The sequence below is a fragment of the Carnobacterium iners genome (assembly GCF_900177385.1).
GTDB lineage: Bacteria > Bacillota > Bacilli > Lactobacillales > Carnobacteriaceae > Carnobacterium_A > Carnobacterium_A iners.
Genome location: NZ_FXBJ01000002.1, coordinates 541,472 through 558,663 on the forward strand (window position 1 = coordinate 541,472; position 17,192 = coordinate 558,663).

Here is a 17,192-nt window from a genome sequence, read left to right on the forward strand (position 1 = left end):
TATTTTAATTAACGTTTTTTTCCTTTTACTTTATCTTTGAACTTGTTTGTTACCTTTTTTAAGTGACTCGTATGAGGTCCAACTCGTCCTTTTAAATCACTAACTTTATCAACAACTTTTGATAAGTTTGTTATCTGTTCATCAGATAGCTTTTCTACAACATCTAAAGCTTTTTTATTGCCTTTTAATCTATCTTTAACAAAATTCTTCGCTTTTTGACGATTAGCAGATACTTCTATTTTAGCCATAGCTTTATTTGATATAGATAAAACAACAGATCCAACTACTACTGCAGCACCTAAACCGACTAATAAATTGCGTGAGCTTCTTTCCATAAACGACACATCTCCTTTTTATTATTTCTCTATTAAAAATAACAGAAAATAAATAAAAACACGAATAAAACACCTGATATTATTGTTTGAATTCATTATTTCATTTTGTTTAATAAAAGGAAATAAAATATAAGAAATTTCAAGGCTTAAAAGCGCTTCATAAGCACGCTTCCAAATGCCTATATTCCTATAAATAAGTGAACATATAAATGTGTCAAAGTATTCGCAAATAAACACATTAATATTAGAAAATGATAAATATGAACTGAACAAATGAAACAAATTTATAAATGGAATAAGAAAAGAATGAATAACAAAAACACGAAATTATAAAATCACTTTTTCTCACTAATGTTGCATGAAACATTACATGTTTTATAAACTTATTTATATTATTCTAATAGGCAAAAAAGTCCTTTATACTAAACTCAGATGAATCATCCAAGACCAATAAAAAGGACCAAACTCATGGATAAGCATAAAAAAAATTCCACTTTTAATAAAGGGTTTTCTTCCATTAAGCTAGATCGTTTACCAAGCCCTATTCAAAAAAAGATTGTTGACTTTGATAAATACCATAAGAAACTTAGTTTCTTTCAAACTCTTCAACTTTTTCTTCATGGAATCAATGACGAAAAAGAAAGTCTCGAAGAGGTGGATGCGGCCTTTGTTTCAAAAGAACTTCAAAAAGAAATGGGTATGACTAGTTTCAGTTATTCCCAGCTCTCTAGAACTCTCTTAAAAATAGATTCAAAGATTTTGTTAGCTATTTTTAGTCAGCTGGTCAATCAGATTAAAAATAAAAGGCCTATAACGAAGCGAAATAGTCTCAATCTAATTGATTCTTCGACGTTTTCACTTAACCAAAATCTTTATCAATAGGATGATTTTCGTAAAACAAAATCAGGAGTTAAGCTTCATTTAAAACTCTGCTTTATGGATAATAAGCATCTTTATCCAGATGAGTTTGCGCTGACTAAAGCCGTCGAGCACGATACAAATCAGTTAGAAGTACTAGTTAATCAACCTCAAGCGACTTACGTGTTTGATCGTGGATACCTTGATTTTTAAACGGTTAGATACGATGCATTGGCAGGGCTACTTCTTTGTGACAAGAAGCAAAAAAATACAAAAGTTCCTGTTTCAGAAATTACTGCTAGCCATTAAGGGGCCTCGCTTTACTTATTGAGACATCATAGGTTACAATTAAAATGAAAGCGGTACTAAAAAAACAAAAATAAGAACGTTGTTTTATCTATCGATGACTTAATCGCTGCTCGGATACAAAAATTAAAACTGAAAATTAAAATAGAATTACAAATCATAAATAATTAGACGCAGAAGATTACTTAAATTCAAATAGGACTAAACTAAAAACAAGGAGCTGAAAATGATGAAGAAAAAAACAAGAAACATATTGATAATTATAGTTGGGATTGCTATTATTTTAGGGGTTGGTGCATATAGTTTTGCAACCGCAAACATAAATTATAATAAAGAACAATCTCAAGAAATCGCTCTACAAAGAATTCCTGGTGAAGTAACAGATATTGAAACGGAGTTTGAAATTGAAGATATTACGTTGGAGTATACTTTTCTTATAATAGATGAAGAAAACGTCATGCAAGAAGTTACCGTAAATTCAAAAAGTGGTGCGATTACTGGTATCAATTAATACTTGTCAGGCCTGATACAAGCTACTTTCTAAAAATAGTGCCTTGCTTTTTATTTCTAAATTTACGATAAGAGCACATTTATCGTTTCTATCTTCAAGAAAATCCCCCTCCAAAAAGGCGAGGGGGATTTTTTGTTTTGCTTGAAGAAAACAGGCGGAAAATCCGACGTTTTTCGGGCCTGTTCGCAGAAATCTTTTTTAGCTCAAAGGTGAAAAAAAGAGCCGAGAGAACGATGCTGCTGAAACATAACGGAAATTTCAGCAGCATCCTTCACGGACGATAAGATATAGAATAAAAAAATAAGATCACTGACAATTCACTTCGTGAATGAGGCAGTAATTCCTATTTTTTTATTATTTTTTATTTATTAGTGTTATTATTCTCTTTGTGTTTACCATAAATATTATAATTGCTGCTTGAATATACATGCCAATTAGACCCAACGATGACGCTATACCATAACCGTGTCGTTGTTTTAATTCACTGTTTTTTGCTTCAATTTTATAGTGTTTCTTTGTTTTCTCTTTAAAATAGTCGCTAGTTTGAAATTTCTTTTGCTGGCCGTGTAAATCACTTAGAATTGAAACACTATAAGATTTACTTTTAGCCCCTGTTTTATAACAACTTTCATTTATTGGACAACATTTGCATCTTTCGATATCAAAATAGTAAGTCATTGTCTGATTATTATTTATGTTTTTTGCTCCTCTCTTTGCTTTTCGGAGTGCTTGATACCCTTGCGGACAACAATACATACCAGAATCTTTATTGAAATTGAATTTGTCTTCCTCACGACGTGCTCCATTACTAATTTTGGGATGAAGCTTTGCAATAAGATGCATTTTATTCAATCTTGCGTAGTTAATGTTTTATTTTCCAGAATATGTAGTGTAGCCGATAATAGCCTCAACATCTATTCCATTTGCAACTGATTTTTCATATAATTTTTTTAGGTATAAGCCATCAGATTTATGTCCAATAGTTGCCTCGATATTCCCAAGGGAATACAGCTAGTTTTTACCTCGCAGAGCCTGTCCAAAATTTTTTGGTCTAACAAGCTGTACCAGATGTTTAATGGCGCTCGCTTTATATTACGAGAGTTGTATAAAAGACGCACGTTTTTATGCTATTTCATATATCTGGAATAGCTGAGTTTTTATTAACGTACGTTTTCGAGTACGTTAGTAAAAATAAAAAGAGAGGAATAATCTATGTCAATTATAAACCCTAACCAAGCTAGAAAAGTCTTTTATCAATTACTAAAAGACGTCAACGAAACCAATGAGCCTATTTATATCTCAGGTAAAAATGAAGTTAGCAAAACTGTTATGATTAGCAAAAAAGATTGAGATTCTATTCAAGAAACACTATATCTTCAATCTTCTGGAGTATCTGATGTGATCCAACAGTGTAAACAAAAAAATGGGGTTATTGCATTGGAGGATATCGATTGGAATGCTCTATAAAATTAGCAAAATCCGCTACAAAAGATTTAAAGAATTTAAAATCTGCTCATTTAGGCAAAAAATTAATGGTTGTCTCACAAAATAATTCTTTTCAAAATCCACCTCCGTATGAGAAGTTAATTGAAAATCTAAAGGATAAATATTCAAGACGCTTAACTATTCAGCATCGAATTGTTTATTCTGTCGATAGTAATGCAAAAGAAATCATTATCTGGTCAGCTTGGACACGCTATGAAAAATAAAATTTCACTTTGAAAAAGATGAGATTCTATCTTTTTCTGACTAAAAAGAACCTTGATTAATCAAGGTTCAAGATACATAATTCTATGTCACTTCATATATTGGTAATTTTATAAAACAGCGGTTTTTTCTTTAGGTGTAATCCTATATTTTGAAATTAAGAGAACTAATAGCAATAGAAAACAAGCAATAGCTGTATTGTTACTTGTAAGGTTAGTTGACGGAAATAATTGCAGGAATATTAATACATTTAATATAAATGCTAGTAAAAATCCAGCCATTGAAAAAGTTGCTAGGTAACTGCCTATCAACGATCTTTTAGAAATGTCTAACTTTCTCTTTTTCTGTATTGATACTGTTTGTTTTACTTGTCTTATTAAAATATAAAAAAGACTACTAATAAATAAAGCAACAACAGCATTAGAAATCAAACTGTTCATTTTATCAACTCCTTTATTGAATAATTATTTTAACTTTTTTATATGCTTAGTATCAAAAAGAATTGTATGCTGGATTGTAGAATGAAGTTAGCCACTGCGTATGTGTAAAATAGTTCTCGAGATACTATTATTTTTTACTAGCAAAAAGAAAGAAGGCGTTCTATCATAAATGTATGCTTGAGCGGCAAATACATAAATGAAAGAGGCCTTCTTATGAATAAGATTATATCAAAGATTTACCAAATAATAAAGGATTCAAGCAATTTAATAGAGACAGAAGAAGCTATTCAAGTCTGTATGTATGAAGTATTCGCTGAATTAGTAGGAGATGTCTTCACTCATCTCAATCAGGTAATCAAAGAGCAGAAACAAGAGGAAGGTTGGAAAGTGAAACGAGAAGATTGGAAAACCGTTCAGTTTATTTTTGGGTCTGTTCGTTATTGTCGTACCTTGATGATAGATCAAGAGAGTCAAAATCATTATCCGCTAGATGACTGGCTAGGTATTCGGAAATATCAACGCCATAGTCCACTAGTAGAAGTAAAAGTGGCAGAGTTGGCGAGTAACGTTACTTATAGAGATACTGCAGATATGTTAAATGAATGGACAGCTGTTACGATTAGTCATCAAACAGTCGGTAGTCTTCTCAAACGCGTTGGATCCGCACAAGCACGTGAAGATGAAGAGAGCGTATTGGAACTAGAAGAATCAGCTGAGTTGCCGGAAGGAAAAAAGGTAGACTATCTTTATGCCGAGGCTGATGGAGTTTTTGTCCGTGGGACAAAAAAGAAAAAGAGCTTAGAAGTTCGTCATGCCATCCTTTATGAAGGCTGGAATAAAAATGGAAAACGCGTCTCTTTAAAGGAACCCAAAGCCATTATGACGACTAAAAAAACCGCTGGTTTTTGGGCAGAGATTCAAGCCTTTACAGCGAATCATTATGCCTTACAACAAGCTCAAATCATTACAAATAGTGACGGCGGACAAGGGTATACCGCAGACAAATTCCAAGAAGCTTTTTCTCAATCGAACTACCCTGTTTTAAATCAGCTAGACTCTTATCATGTTTTTCAAGGGTTAAACCGTGCATTTGGCGTGAAAACTACCATTTTTAAACAGCAGGTCAAGCAAGCATTAAAGACGCATGATTTAGATCATTTAACTATTTGGTTGGATACGTATGAAAGTACGCTAGATGAAACTTCTGCAGTGGAAAAACTGACTACATTTCGAACCTATGTAGTACGAAATTGGGATCGAATTTTCGATTGGTGCGAAAAAGTAGAACAAGCGCCGAAGGACGCAAGAGGTTTAGGCGCAATGGAGTCCAATCAACGACGTATCTCTTTTCGCATGAAAAAGCGAGGAATGCATTGGAGCGCAGAAGGTTGCGAAGCTATGGTAAAGGTAAAACAAGGGATGTTTAATCACACCTTGCGTGAAGCCTATCTTCACCAACAAAATAGAAGTGCGAGAAATCAACGTAAGTTAAACCAAACGGTTCGTTTATCGTCGTTATTGCATGAGAAAACACGGCAGTCAATCGGGGCAAAAAATGGGACTATTCCGTTATATGCCTCCCGTTCATCAGCAATAGGACAATTAATTAAAAGTTTTCGTTAATTCCTGTCTTTTGGGAGAAGGTTCCTGGTTTTAGGAACCTTCTCCCAAAAGATGGGCCAGCAAGCGGCGTAGCCGTGCGGTAGCTGATGAGTGTACAAGAATAAAACGTCTAAACTAGCATGGTAATAGGACGCTCGAGAAAAACTTGACACAAACAGCCACTGCTAACTAAAAAAAGCGCCACGTGAATTCATGTTATATTGAAGTTACCACACTCTCAATAGAAAAGGATGAATTCACATGACGCAAATCAAGAATAACATAGATTCACAAAAGGGAAAACACCTTTCATATGCAGAGCGTTGTCAAATTGCCGTTCTCAAAAAAGAAAAGTACACCAACCGTCAGGTTGCTAACATCTTAAATCGAGCACCACAAACGATTAATAATGAAATCAATCGTGGATCGATTACACAATTGAAACGCCAAGCACAGAAAGAAAAAACGTATAACTATTACACTCTAATTTATGACGCTGATGCTGGACAAACTTTTTATGAAGAACAACGAATGAACTGTGGTAGACGCCCGAAATGGGCAGATACAGATACTTTTATTGATTGGGCTGATGACAAGATGTTAAAAGAAAAATGGTCGCCAGACGTTGTTATTGGCTTTGCTTTAAAACAAGAGTTGTTTGATCCATCTATTATTCCATGTACCTCTACTCTCTATCAGTGGATAGATCGAGGAGTTATGAGAACAAAAAATATGGATTTACTTGAAAAATTGTCTCGAAAAACAAAAGAAAAAGCACACGGAAAACTGCCGAATAAGAGAATACTAGGAGTATCTATCGAAAAACGTCCAGAGATAATCGATTCAAGAGAAACCTTCGGTCACTGGGAAATTGATACCGTTGTAGGGAGTAAAACAAAATGCGATGCTGTGTTATTGACTTTAGCAGAACGACAAACTCGTTTTGAAGTCATCTTCAAACTAAATGGCAAGGATGCTAAGTCAGTCGATCGAGCTATCCAAGACTTACGTAATCGGTCAGGCGAGTACTTTGATCGTCTTTTTAAGACCATAACTTCAGACAATGGTTCAGAGTTTTCAGGGCTGCACGAAGCCTTACAAGATGTAATAGATGTGTACTTCAGTCATCCCTATGCCTCTTGGGAACGAGGAACCAGTGAAAATCAACATAAACTAATTAGACGATTTATCCCTAAGGGAAGTCCGATTAGCGATGTGAGTGAAGCTCAGCTGATACGAATACAACAATGGATGAATGACTATCCGAGAAGAATTTTGGATTATCAAACGCCACATGACTGTTTAGCAAGGGCGTTTAAGGAAGAATGCTTGGCTGCATGACCCACTGAAAACAGTCCCTACCCGTAATTGAACGATAGTTAGTTCTAGGAAATAAGCCATTAGAGCCCGTAGGGAATTAATTCCACACCAACAAATTCAACTGGTTCATTAATTAATAACATCTGGCAATAAACAGTTGCATAGGGTGGCTAACTTAAACTTGAAATTTACGAAAAGAATTGTATGAAAAAGCTATGTTTAATAATTATAGTACCATAAACTAACTGCCGATTTAGAGTCTACCCAAAATGTATAGTTGCAAGGTATTGGATTCATGCAGTTTACTAACTAGAAAAATCGAAAAGTACTCTTAATTTAATAAGGTTATATATGCATAATTCTATGTCCTTTCTTAATTTCAAATAATACGTAAAATAATATACTGATATACTAATTTAAAAATATTTATTTAGAATAAATTGTTCAGTTACTAGAGAAAGTTGGATGATATATATGGACCGTCTTACCAAAAGAAAAATTATGTTTAACGGAGTAATGAAAAAGCGAGAAAAAAATGTACTTGAAGTTGGAACTAAAAAATATTTGATTACTAATTTTCTAGCCAAAAGATTACGACTTAAGAATTGGTTACTAGGATTAATGACACTCGTATTCTCTTTAATTTACTTATTTTCTATTGAAAAATATTCTAACGTTCCATTAGATGGAGCAAACAGCTATTTATTAATAGAAGGATTGACAACTACCTTTTTATTTCTATTTTCTATTGTGATTGGTTTTATAGCTATTTCAGTTATGCTTATTCCAAAAGAATTAGAAAAGTATATAAAAAACGAATTGTTTTAAGTCATTTTAGAAAAGCATGTCTTTAATTGTCTAAATTATTAACTATTATTATTTATACCAATTATGAAAATAACTAGGCCACTTGCTGTTGCTGAATAGAGTTCACTTGAACATCCTCCGGTAAGTCTTCGCTTATCAGTAGGATTCAAAGGACTATCATAATACCCGTTTTCTTCACTTATACTGTGACAAAGTTCATCGCAAATAGTCTTTCCTATCAAATCAACACGAGCATCTAATAATTTCATGATTAAACTGGCTGTAAAGTCGTTTGGCTCACTGTAGAAAAACCAATCAGGATAACCGTTTCACCAAGAAAAGTGCTGCCTTTAATTTTAAAATATCTTTTACACCAAATACGTAATTTGAAAGACTCTCTCCTTTTAAATCTTTTACCGCGAGATGATTATCCGGGACAAAAGATTGTAGTGGATTGTAGGGGGGATAGTTGAAACAGAAAGCTTTTCTAGATTTTTCATAGCGCACCTACTCATACCTCAATCTACTCACTTAATTAGTTATTTTTCACTTCACTCTAAGTCAATCCGGCATGTAACTGTTTTATAACCTTTTCATCTTTCTTCTTTAGTTTTTTAGCTTCTATTAGTATTTTTTTACTCGTCCAAACGGTATAATCATTACATCAAATTCATCACCAAAAATTAAATTATCCGGTTCAATTAAACTATCATCTACTAGAATTGCTACATTAATTGCATCGACGCTAACTAAATCTTTTCCGCTTCTGCTAGAGTAACTTTTTGAAAAAAAAGGAAAACCAAGTTCTTGTATTGGTCTTACATCACGGTAAACACCGTTTATAACTACACCACTGACACCTTTTTTTGTGCATAAAGGACCGTAATATTGCCCCAAATACTTTCATCCATGCAACCCTAGTTGTCAATAACAACAACTCTGCCTTCCGGAATCTCTTCTAAGAATGTTCCGAAATTTCTTTGATTCTCTTGTATAGGCAAGTACTTTAGAGTAAAAAATTGACCACAAATTTTCGTATTTCCACTCATTTGTTTAGGAAGAATATACCCTTCTTGTCCAATCTTTGACTCATCAAAAGCATCTGAAATTGTACACGAATCTAACCTTTTAAATTCTTATACTATTTCCTCTTTTATTATCTTATTCATAACCGTATTCGTCTCCTTTCTAAACTATTTTTATTTTCCATTGCTTTTAGTAAAACTCTTCTAGCTAACTTTGCTACGAATAATCGCTATACATCTACTTTTAAAACAAATCACAATTGTTGGAAAATTGCTTACAATTCAAATTTTATAAAAACAGATCTCTTATCCAGTGGATTAAGAGATTCGATTAATTAAATCGTTTGCATTTTTTCAAACTCGATTGCTGGCTGTTTGAATAGCTTCGCTAAGAGCGCATGTACCAAGGCAATAGGGATAAATAGAAACGTACGTAAAATCATACTTATTTCATACAGTAAATTGCTTCTCTCATCAGGTTTGCCTTTTATTCTATTAGTAAAAGAACTCCAAGGAATGCCAATAACATTTCCAAGCATCATTACTCTTATAGATGCAAGAATACCTTTTGCTTTTGGCAATCCATACGTCCCCTTCACTTGTTCCCAAGTTTTTTGAGAGGGATTGCCTCTAGAATCAGCATAATGCTGGCTAAATAAGAGGGTAGATTGTTCTTATTCAGGAATATCATCGTTTATTCCTACTACCTGAATAATTCATAGCTTTTCTAAAAATACTAATCGATGTTGATTTTACAGCGCTTAAACTAATTTGTTTTATCATCCATTAGGTGATGAAAAAAGAACCCCTTTCTGCTATGGTTATATCATCACAACCAACCAATAGAAAGGGGTTCTCTTAATGATTACTTTACAAGAAAAAGCAATGAAATTCAATAACCATTTATATGTCTCTCATACAGGTGGTCGTTTATCGAGTGATTCAGGATTAATTTTAGTTGATGAATTAATGGGTACTTTTCATTTTGAAGAATTGTCAAAAAAACTCATTTCATATAATGAAAATCGTCGCTATTGGAAACACACTAACCATAAAATTTTAAAACAACTAATTCTTCAACTAATTGCTGGCTATAAAGCTGATTCGTCTGCGACTATCTTACAGTATGATCCAGTATTACAAACTCTATCACAAGAAGAGTGTTTGGCTTCTCAACCGACTATCTCTCGGTTTCTTGATCGCATTACAGACCAAACGATTAATGATTTACAAACCTTTAATCAAACATTAATTGACCAAGCGAGATTTGTTCGCAATGATATGAATATGATTATTGATTTGGATTCTACACACTCTGATACCTTCGGTATTCAGGAACAAACAGATTATAATGCCCACTATCGAACAAACGGTTATCATCCATTAGTCGCATTCGATGGATTAACGGGCGATTTTTTAAAAGCTAAACTTCGTTCAGGAAATCAATACACGTCTAAAGGAGTTAAAGAGTTTCTTGAACCGTTATTAGATCATTATAATCAAGCAGTCCCTACGGCAGATATTTTAGTGCGTGGAGATAGTGGATTTGCAACACCTGATATTTATGAGTTATGCGAAGAATATGGGTCAAACTTTGTCATTCGCCTAAAACATAATAATAATTTATACCGATTAGCAGAAGAGTTTGTGTATTACGACGATAATTATCCTTGGAATGAAAAAGAAGAATACTATTATTCCGTTTCCTATCAAGCAGCGTCTTGGTCTAAACCGCGTAGAGTATGCATTCAATCCATTCGAGAAATGGGTGAATTACTTTTCAAGCATACGTTTATTGTCACAAATTTTTCAGAAAACATTTCATCAAAACAAGTTTTTAAGACGTATAAAAAGCGTGGTGCTATGGAAAACTACATTAAAGAAGCAAAAAATGGTTTCTATTTTGATAAGACAGATAGCCCTAAATTTATTGAAAATCATGCACGTATGATGATAAGTGTCCTTGCATACAACCTAATCAATTTTTTGCGTACAACTTGTTTTGATAAAAATTATAAAGGACTTCAAATTAATACGATTCGTCTTCGCTTATTCAAAGTAGCTGGCAAACTAGTGAGTACTGCGAGAGAAATGTATCTAAAAATTTCTAGTTCGCATGTTTATCAAGCGGAGTTTTATGCCGTCTTTAATCGAATCCAAAGGATTCGGCATTATATTTAAAAACTCCTTAATTTTTTTAAAAAAAACCAATCAAAACCAAGGACCAACTATGCCCAAAATTCGTACTTTCTTAATGAGAAACCAATAAATAAATGAATTAAGTACCAAAAAGTAAAACTATTAAACGTTAATTTGAAAAAAATTTGAAAAAAGTGTGTTAATTGATTAAAAACAACAAAAAATTAAAAGTATGAATCATTCAGGCTACTAATATATTTTTAATTTTTTCACTTTTCATACCTACTTCAAGCGCCATTTTTGTATGAGTATAAGAACAGACGCTACATCCATTTACTTGCGTCACAGCAAGCATAATACGCTCCATGAAATGTGGACTTGAAAGTTCTTTTTTCTTAACCTGTACTAAATCACACATTAAAAAAAGTTAAATATATTGTTCAGTAAAACTCTGTTAAAGAGTATAATTTTTTCCCAAAGCTTTTTTTCATATCCTTACGTTTCTAACATTTTGTGTTTAATCGTCGTATCGCTTGTCTAGTATAACAAATCTTATTTTTTAAAGATAACGGACAGCACTTTCTAGTCTATCTAAACATGGTATTAACTATAATCATTCTGTATAATAAAGAAAACTACTTGAAAACGTTTTTCCAAAAAATAGATAATTTTCATTCGTTTTATAAAATCATTCTTAAGTTATCGAAAAATAGTTCTATTTACTAATATTAAGGGGGTGAGATAAATGTCTCTAGAAACAACTCTACATTTTGATGTCATTCATTATAAGGCAATTGATTTTTGCACCATTGTATTTGAGGTAGAAAAAGATGAATCAACCAATTATAGCGAAAAGACACTTGATCCTGATATCATTATTTTTAATAATCAAAAAAATCGGTTTGATAAATTAAAAGAAAATGGCCAAGTAGAAATAGAAAAAATAACTAAAGATATTTCTCAACCTAAAATACATGAACTCCTGTGAAAAGGACTAACTAAATATTAGTTAATAACTCTTAATTTTTAGATTTAACGATTATTCTGACTGTCTTTTTGATTCTTTAATGATTTTACTTATCTTAACGATAGTAGATTTTTCAAAAAAATTATTCTATCACTAAAAAAGGAAGGATAGCATGAATTTTATCCAAAGATCAATCGAACTTAAATGGCCTCTCTTGTTGTTTGAAGTTATTTTTTTAATTGCAGGGGTTGTGCTTATCGTTAGCGGAATCAAAATACGAAAAAAAAGTACCATTGTCACTATTATTAGTATCACTATAGGTATCCTTACCGCTCTACTCTTTTCCTATAGTTTACTTTGGACCCTCATATTTGGATACAATTCTTGACATCTTAGCAACAAATTACTACTGTAAAAAGTATTTTTAAATCCTATCTCTAGTCCTTGATAATACCGGTATGAGCATTGAAAACAACTTGAAAATAGATGAATCAACTGTTTCTGCATCTGATTTATCTTACAAGTCACACGAATATTGTGCCGTGCTTTTCGTTACCATGAAAGAAAAATAGGCCTAGACTTATATTATTTCCTAATTGATCTTGTCCTAAATCTATTAAAATGGTCTCTCGGATAATAATAAAACTATTCTCCAGATATCCAATAAAGTTAGTTTTCAGATAAATTAACTCACTTATAAAAATAGAATTGACAAGCCAGAATGGGTTGATTATACTAAAATCAATCTAACAGCACTATTTACATTGATTGAGCACAGTAGTAAAAAGAATGTTGTCCCCAGAAAGCTAGTGGCTGATGAAAACTAGTACAATTCTTTTTTGCGAATTACACTCATGAGTACCTTGATTAACCTCAAGCGTTTAACTGGCGTTAACAGTTTACGAGTGGTCAGCAATTATGTCTTTATAATTGTCGGCAAATTGGGTGGTAACACGAAATGATTCGTCCCGATGAAAAGGTTTATTTGACTTTTTCATTGGGATTTTTTTTATTTTTAATACTATTTTTTATAAAGGGGAGTACAACATGACAATTATCGATGAATTAATCTGGCGTGATGCCATTAACCAACAAACAGATGAAGAGGGCCTAACTAATCTAGTTAAAAACAAGAAAATTTCTTTATACTGTGGTGTTGATCCCACTGGTGACAGTATGCATATTGGTCACCTGATTCCGTTTATGATTTTAAAGAGATTCCAACTTGCTGGGCATCGTCCTGTTATTTTAATTGGCGGCGCAACGGGCACGATTGGTGATCCAAGTGGAAAGTCTGAAGAACGTGTTTTACAGACAATGGAACAAGTCCAAGAAAATGTTAGGAAACTTAGCACACAAATGGTTCGTCTTTTCGATGCTGGTGGCAGCAATGGTATTAAAATGGTAAACAATTATGACTGGACTAAAGATTTGAGTCTACTTGACTTCTTACGTGATTACGGTAAAAGTTTCAACGTCAATACGATGTTAGCTAAAGATATCGTCGCTAGTCGCTTAGAAACGGGTATTTCTTTTACAGAATTTACCTATCAAATTTTACAATCAATGGATTTTTTACACTTATATCAACATGAAGATGTGCAATTACAAATTGGTGGAGCAGATCAATGGGGAAATATTACTGCTGGTTTAGAATTCATTCGTAAACAAGAAGGTTCAAAGGCCCAAGCATATGGCCTAACAATCCCACTTATGTTAAAAGCTGATGGAACAAAATTTGGAAAAACAGCCGGTGGAGCAGTCTGGTTAGATTCTGAAAAAACAACACCTTATGAATTCTATCAATTTTGGCTAAACCAAGATGATCGTGACGTAGTAAAATATTTGAACTATTTCACGTTCTTGTCAAAAGAAGAAATTGATCACTTAGCTGAAAAAGTAGCCTCTGAGCCACACATGCGTGAAGCTCAAAAAACACTCGCACGTGAAATGACGTTATTTGTTCATGGCGAAAATACTCTAAATGATGCTGAAAAAATTACAGCAGCTCTTTTCTCTGGCGATGTAAGAACGCTAACCGCCAACCAAATTGAAGAAGGTTTTAAAAATATGCCAACTTTTGAAGCTCCTAAAGAAGAGCGAAATATTGTTGAGTGGCTGGTTGATGTTGTCGGTATTGAGCCTTCAAGACGTCAAGCACGTGAGGACATCACTAATGGTGCTCTTTCAATGAATGGTGAAAAAATTCTAAGTGTCGATACGATTGTTACCCCTGAAAATTCATTCGATGAACGCTTTATCCTAATACGCCGCGGAAAGAAAAAGTATTTCCTTGTAAAATTAGTTTAATAATAAGATGTGCTTATTATAGGCACTGCTAAAAAGGATGTAGGTGTTTTAAACTACAGTCCTTTTTGGTCTATTTAGGAGGAAAAATCATGATTCAACTCAAAGCTGTTACTCTACTAGAAGATGTTAAACTCATAGTTTTGTTGGCTAAAGAGATTTGGTATGAACATTATACGGCGATCATCGGCGCCAAACAAGTTCAGTATATGCTAGCTAACTTACAGTCTGAGATAGCTATCTTAAATGATTTAAAACAAGGAAAAGAATATGTACTTGTTGAGTCAAATCAACTCGCTATTGGATATGTTAGCTATGAATTAACAACTAACCAGCTTTTTCTTAGTAAACTGTATTTGAAAAAAAGTGAACGCGGCAAAGGCACTGGCCGTTTTGTTCTAGCTCAATTAAAAGATATTGCCAAAAAAAATAAAAAAGATGGGATTGTTTTAACTGTTAATAAAAATAATCAGGCTAGTATTTCTGTCTATAAAGCATTCGGCTTTATTTTAATAAAGGAACAACTCGTCGATATTGGAAATGGTTATGTCATGGATGATTATATTTTTTATTATTCTCTCTAACTAAAACTATTTATTAAAAAATAATCAGCAAGAAATGAGGTTTTTAGTATGAAAATAAATCGAAAAAATGATGGGTTAGCTTTAGCTAAAAAACTTCACGACAAGAAAGTTACACCGTTTGAATTGGTAGAAGAAGCTTTCAAAAAACTTGAAATTGAAAATTCAAAATGGAATGCCGTCATCCATACTCGTAAAGAAAAAGCTTTGAAAGAAGCGCTAAATAACGACTTTTCTAATACACTGTTTGGTGGGTTACCAATTTTAGTCAAAGGACTGGGTCAAGATATCGCTGAGGAGCCTAGCACATCTGGCTCACGGCTTTTAAAAAATTATTGCGCTAAACAGACTGGTAACTTCACAAAAGCGTTAGAAAAAGCAGGATTCATTGTTATTGGTCAAACCAATACCCCTGAATTTGGTTTCAAAAATATTACAGATCCTAGTTTATACGGTCCAACGCGTAATCCTTGGAATGGCGATTACTCACCAGGAGGATCAAGTGGAGGTGCTGCTGCTAGCATTGTTTCAGATATGGTTCAAATCTCGGGCGCTAGTGATGGTGGTGGGTCTATTCGAATACCAGCAGCTTTTTCTGGTCTTATTGGTTTAAAACCTACTCGTGGTAGGACACCTATTGGACCAGGTTCTGGCCGCGGTTGGCAAGGAGCGTCGATTAGTTTTGCTTTAACCAAATCTATTCGAGACACAGCTGCTATGCTAGACGTATTACAAACTGTTCAAGAATTGGCTGCTTTTCAAACCCCACTTTTTGAGCCAGGTTATTTAAATTCATTACAACAATCGCCTTCTAAGAAGTTTAAAATTGCTTATTCCTTAGCTTCACCTGTTCACAGTCCTGTCAGTTTGGATGCTAAAAAAAGTGTCTTAAAAACAGTTGAATGGTTGCGTCAAAAAGGTTACGAAGTTGTTGAATCCACTCCTAATATAGACGGCGTTTCTTTGATGCAAAGCTACTACACAATGAATGCTGGAGAAACAGCAGCTATGATGGCTAACTTAGAAAAAACTTTTCAAAGAGCTTTAACCATAGACGATATGGAATTAATGACTTGGACATTATACAATACAGGAAAATCTATTTCTGCTGCTACCTATTCTAATAGCCTCGCTGCTTGGGATACTGCTGCTGAGACGATGGCACACTTTCATGAGACGTATGACTTATACTTGACGCCTACTACTGCAGATAGCGCTCCTTTGATTGATGCTAACTTACAAACAGATGAACAAATCGAACGCATGAAGCAAGTGACGAAATTGACAGAACAGGAGCAACAAACTCTTGTTTGGGATATGTTTTCTGCAAGTTTAGCTATTACGCCTTTTACCCAGCAAGCGAACTTAACCGGACAACCTGCTATTAGTTTGCCTGTTTATTTGACAGAAAAAGGCTTGCCTATGGGAGTCCAATTTACCGCTCCAAAAGGCAAAGAGGACTGGCTGTTATCAATAGGCTATGAAATAGAAAAAGCGGGTTTATTTATCTAAATAAAAAAACAGTCTACCTTTAAAGCTATAAGTGCTTTTTAAGGTAGACTATCTTTTTTAAGCTAGTTGAGCCAAAGCTTCTTCAAAGCTTCTTCAATACTTGTATCACCTGAAATCAAATCAACTGCTTGACGACTTATTGTTGGATAATCTAAAGCCGAAACAATCGTACTTGCTACGTCTTCTCTAGGAATTGCCCTAATGGCTGTCTCTGTTCCAATTTTTACGTTACCTGTCCCAGGCTTATTTTCTAGCATACCTGGACGGAAAATAAGATAATCCAAACCACTTTTTTCTAGCATTTGGTCCGCGTAAAATTTAGCAGCCATGTAAGGCTTCATATCCTCACTCCATTTTTCACGGTGATTCGATGCAATCGAACTAACCATTATAAAGCGTTTAACGCCGGCTTTTTCAGCAGCTTCTATCGTTTTAGCAGCACCATCTAAGTCAATCAATATCGTTTTATCGTAACCTGTAGAGCCACCTGACCCGGCTGAGAAAACAACTGCATCTATATCTTTCATTGTAGCTTGTATCGCATCAACTGAACCTTCTAAGTCAGCCAGTCTCGCTTCTATTCCTTTACTTTTGAAATCCGCTACTTGCTCTTCTTTTCGAACCATAGCTCGAACGTTGTGCTGCTTACCTTCTTGTAATTTTTCTACTACCATTTTTCCGATTTGACCATTTGCACCAACAACTAATACGTTCATCTTTAAACAACCTCCTTGTTTTATTATTCTAGTACTAGTCTAACAAAGATAGCCAAATA

General features: G+C 33.8%; 20 protein-coding genes and 1 other annotated feature. Of the genes, 13 read left to right on the forward strand and 7 right to left on the reverse strand.

All coding sequences use genetic code 11. From position 1 onward, the window contains the following. Positions 1 to 8: 8 nt before the first annotated feature. Complete coding sequence (locus B9Y54_RS02815; RefSeq protein WP_085558715.1) at positions 9 to 335, reverse strand: hypothetical protein; 327 nt, start codon at positions 333 to 335, stop codon at positions 9 to 11. Between the two features lie 468 nt (positions 336 to 803). Between B9Y54_RS02815 and B9Y54_RS02820 the strand changes: the two genes are divergently transcribed. The 3 genes from B9Y54_RS02820 to B9Y54_RS02825 all read left to right on the forward strand — a co-directional run bounded on the left by B9Y54_RS02820 (position 804) and on the right by B9Y54_RS02825 (position 2,010). Further along, on the forward strand, positions 804 to 1,217 hold the full coding sequence (locus B9Y54_RS02820; RefSeq protein ID WP_090005207.1) for a hypothetical protein: 414 nt from the start codon (positions 804 to 806) through the stop codon (positions 1,215 to 1,217). A 54-nt stretch (positions 1,218 to 1,271) separates the two neighbouring features. Next, positions 1,272 to 1,406: a hypothetical protein gene (locus tag B9Y54_RS12890; protein WP_256205887.1), complete on the forward strand. Its 135-nt coding sequence runs from the start codon at positions 1,272 to 1,274 to the stop codon at positions 1,404 to 1,406. A 322-nt stretch (positions 1,407 to 1,728) separates the two neighbouring features. Next, entirely contained in the window at positions 1,729 to 2,010 is a 282-nt protein-coding gene (locus B9Y54_RS02825) for a PepSY domain-containing protein (RefSeq protein WP_085558869.1), read from the forward strand. Positions 2,011 to 2,364: 354 nt separating this feature from the next. On the opposite strand, the gene B9Y54_RS02830 is transcribed toward B9Y54_RS02825, so the two are convergent. Next, entirely contained in the window at positions 2,365 to 2,853 is a 489-nt protein-coding gene (locus B9Y54_RS02830; RefSeq protein ID WP_085558870.1) for a transposase, read from the reverse strand. A 369-nt stretch (positions 2,854 to 3,222) separates the two neighbouring features. Here B9Y54_RS02830 and B9Y54_RS12135 point away from each other — a divergent pair, with 369 nt between their 5' ends. Together B9Y54_RS12135 and B9Y54_RS02835 are read left to right on the forward strand one after the other, a co-directional pair. Further along, a complete protein-coding gene (locus B9Y54_RS12135; protein ID WP_143062528.1) occupies positions 3,223 to 3,360 on the forward strand; it encodes a type II toxin-antitoxin system Phd/YefM family antitoxin in 138 nt (45 codons plus the stop codon). Positions 3,361 to 3,461: 101 nt separating this feature from the next. Further along, positions 3,462 to 3,719: a Txe/YoeB family addiction module toxin gene (locus B9Y54_RS02835; protein ID WP_085558871.1), complete on the forward strand. Its 258-nt coding sequence runs from the start codon at positions 3,462 to 3,464 to the stop codon at positions 3,717 to 3,719. Between the two features lie 108 nt (positions 3,720 to 3,827). On the opposite strand, the gene B9Y54_RS02840 is transcribed toward B9Y54_RS02835, so the two are convergent. Continuing rightward, on the reverse strand, positions 3,828 to 4,157 hold the full coding sequence (locus B9Y54_RS02840; RefSeq protein ID WP_085558872.1) for a hypothetical protein: 330 nt from the start codon (positions 4,155 to 4,157) through the stop codon (positions 3,828 to 3,830). Between the two features lie 213 nt (positions 4,158 to 4,370). Between B9Y54_RS02840 and B9Y54_RS02845 the strand changes: the two genes are divergently transcribed. The 3 genes from B9Y54_RS02845 to B9Y54_RS02855 all read left to right on the forward strand — a co-directional run bounded on the left by B9Y54_RS02845 (position 4,371) and on the right by B9Y54_RS02855 (position 7,907). After that, on the forward strand, positions 4,371 to 5,780 hold the full coding sequence (locus B9Y54_RS02845; protein WP_085558873.1) for an ISLre2 family transposase: 1,410 nt from the start codon (positions 4,371 to 4,373) through the stop codon (positions 5,778 to 5,780). A 240-nt stretch (positions 5,781 to 6,020) separates the two neighbouring features. After that, entirely contained in the window at positions 6,021 to 7,100 is a 1,080-nt protein-coding gene (locus B9Y54_RS02850) for an IS30 family transposase (protein ID WP_085558874.1), read from the forward strand. Between the two features lie 453 nt (positions 7,101 to 7,553). Then, the gene (locus tag B9Y54_RS02855) at positions 7,554 to 7,907 is read left to right on the forward strand and encodes a hypothetical protein (RefSeq protein ID WP_085558875.1); all 354 of its coding nucleotides are present in this window, start codon (positions 7,554 to 7,556) and stop codon (positions 7,905 to 7,907) included. Positions 7,908 to 8,510: 603 nt separating this feature from the next. Here the strand turns inward: B9Y54_RS02855 and B9Y54_RS12895 are convergent. Further along, on the reverse strand, positions 8,511 to 8,783 hold the full coding sequence (locus B9Y54_RS12895) for an RraA family protein (protein ID WP_085558876.1): 273 nt from the start codon (positions 8,781 to 8,783) through the stop codon (positions 8,511 to 8,513). A 463-nt stretch (positions 8,784 to 9,246) separates the two neighbouring features. Beyond that, the gene (locus tag B9Y54_RS02870) at positions 9,247 to 9,492 is read right to left on the reverse strand and encodes a hypothetical protein (RefSeq protein WP_085558878.1); all 246 of its coding nucleotides are present in this window, start codon (positions 9,490 to 9,492) and stop codon (positions 9,247 to 9,249) included. A gap of 280 nt (positions 9,493 to 9,772) precedes the next feature. On the opposite strand from B9Y54_RS02870, the gene B9Y54_RS02875 reads away from it, so the two are divergent. Beyond that, positions 9,773 to 11,092 (forward strand): IS1380 family transposase, encoded by a 1,320-nt coding sequence (locus B9Y54_RS02875; RefSeq protein WP_085558879.1) that lies wholly within the window; start codon positions 9,773 to 9,775, stop codon positions 11,090 to 11,092. A 199-nt stretch (positions 11,093 to 11,291) separates the two neighbouring features. Here B9Y54_RS02875 and B9Y54_RS12445 read toward each other — a convergent pair whose 3' ends face one another. After that, positions 11,292 to 11,468 carry a carboxymuconolactone decarboxylase family protein gene (locus tag B9Y54_RS12445; protein ID WP_085558880.1) on the reverse strand — a complete coding sequence of 59 codons (177 nt, stop codon included), beginning with the start codon at positions 11,466 to 11,468 and terminating at the stop codon, positions 11,292 to 11,294. 327 nt (positions 11,469 to 11,795) lie between these two features. Between B9Y54_RS12445 and B9Y54_RS02885 the strand changes: the two genes are divergently transcribed. The 4 genes from B9Y54_RS02885 (at position 11,796) to B9Y54_RS02905 (ending at position 16,417) form a co-directional block, all read left to right on the forward strand. Next, positions 11,796 to 12,038 (forward strand): hypothetical protein, encoded by a 243-nt coding sequence (locus tag B9Y54_RS02885; protein ID WP_085558881.1) that lies wholly within the window; start codon positions 11,796 to 11,798, stop codon positions 12,036 to 12,038. A 734-nt stretch (positions 12,039 to 12,772) separates the two neighbouring features. Beyond that, positions 12,773 to 12,991, forward strand: a binding site (T-box leader). A gap of 73 nt (positions 12,992 to 13,064) precedes the next feature. After that, positions 13,065 to 14,327 carry a tyrosine--tRNA ligase gene (tyrS, locus tag B9Y54_RS02895; protein WP_085558883.1) on the forward strand — a complete coding sequence of 421 codons (1,263 nt, stop codon included), beginning with the start codon at positions 13,065 to 13,067 and terminating at the stop codon, positions 14,325 to 14,327. Between the two features lie 89 nt (positions 14,328 to 14,416). Beyond that, positions 14,417 to 14,908 (forward strand): GNAT family N-acetyltransferase, encoded by a 492-nt coding sequence (locus B9Y54_RS02900; protein WP_085558884.1) that lies wholly within the window; start codon positions 14,417 to 14,419, stop codon positions 14,906 to 14,908. 48 nt (positions 14,909 to 14,956) lie between these two features. Further along, entirely contained in the window at positions 14,957 to 16,417 is a 1,461-nt protein-coding gene (locus B9Y54_RS02905) for an amidase (RefSeq protein WP_085558885.1), read from the forward strand. Positions 16,418 to 16,479: 62 nt separating this feature from the next. Here the strand turns inward: B9Y54_RS02905 and B9Y54_RS02910 are convergent, their stop codons facing one another. Next, a complete protein-coding gene (locus B9Y54_RS02910) occupies positions 16,480 to 17,133 on the reverse strand; it encodes an SDR family oxidoreductase (protein ID WP_085558886.1) in 654 nt (217 codons plus the stop codon). Positions 17,134 to 17,192: the final 59 nt, after the last annotated feature.

Bases quoted from the DNA above. Each gene is read 5' to 3' on its own strand.
- B9Y54_RS02815 (WP_085558715.1), bottom strand. From the start codon at position 335: ATGGAAAGAAGCTCACGCAATTTATTAGTCGGTTTAGGTGCTGCAGTA.
- B9Y54_RS12890 (WP_256205887.1), top strand. From the start codon at position 1,272: ATGGATAATAAGCATCTTTATCCAGATGAGTTTGCGCTGACTAAAGCC.
- B9Y54_RS02830 (WP_085558870.1), bottom strand. From the start codon at position 2,853: ATGCATCTTATTGCAAAGCTTCATCCCAAAATTAGTAATGGAGCACGT.
- B9Y54_RS02845 (WP_085558873.1), top strand. From the start codon at position 4,371: ATGAATAAGATTATATCAAAGATTTACCAAATAATAAAGGATTCAAGC.
- B9Y54_RS12445 (WP_085558880.1), bottom strand. From the start codon at position 11,468: ATGTGTGATTTAGTACAGGTTAAGAAAAAAGAACTTTCAAGTCCACAT.
- B9Y54_RS02905 (WP_085558885.1), top strand. From the start codon at position 14,957: ATGAAAATAAATCGAAAAAATGATGGGTTAGCTTTAGCTAAAAAACTT.
- B9Y54_RS02855 (WP_085558875.1), top strand. From the start codon at position 7,554: ATGGACCGTCTTACCAAAAGAAAAATTATGTTTAACGGAGTAATGAAA.
- B9Y54_RS02910 (WP_085558886.1), bottom strand. From the start codon at position 17,133: ATGAACGTATTAGTTGTTGGTGCAAATGGTCAAATCGGAAAAATGGTA.
- tyrS (WP_085558883.1), top strand. From the start codon at position 13,065: ATGACAATTATCGATGAATTAATCTGGCGTGATGCCATTAACCAACAA.
- B9Y54_RS02825 (WP_085558869.1), top strand. From the start codon at position 1,729: ATGAAGAAAAAAACAAGAAACATATTGATAATTATAGTTGGGATTGCT.
- B9Y54_RS02900 (WP_085558884.1), top strand. From the start codon at position 14,417: ATGATTCAACTCAAAGCTGTTACTCTACTAGAAGATGTTAAACTCATA.
- B9Y54_RS02840 (WP_085558872.1), bottom strand. From the start codon at position 4,157: ATGAACAGTTTGATTTCTAATGCTGTTGTTGCTTTATTTATTAGTAGT.
- B9Y54_RS02875 (WP_085558879.1), top strand. From the start codon at position 9,773: ATGATTACTTTACAAGAAAAAGCAATGAAATTCAATAACCATTTATAT.
- B9Y54_RS02885 (WP_085558881.1), top strand. From the start codon at position 11,796: ATGTCTCTAGAAACAACTCTACATTTTGATGTCATTCATTATAAGGCA.
- B9Y54_RS02820 (WP_090005207.1), top strand. From the start codon at position 804: ATGGATAAGCATAAAAAAAATTCCACTTTTAATAAAGGGTTTTCTTCC.
- B9Y54_RS12135 (WP_143062528.1), top strand. From the start codon at position 3,223: ATGTCAATTATAAACCCTAACCAAGCTAGAAAAGTCTTTTATCAATTA.
- B9Y54_RS02850 (WP_085558874.1), top strand. From the start codon at position 6,021: ATGACGCAAATCAAGAATAACATAGATTCACAAAAGGGAAAACACCTT.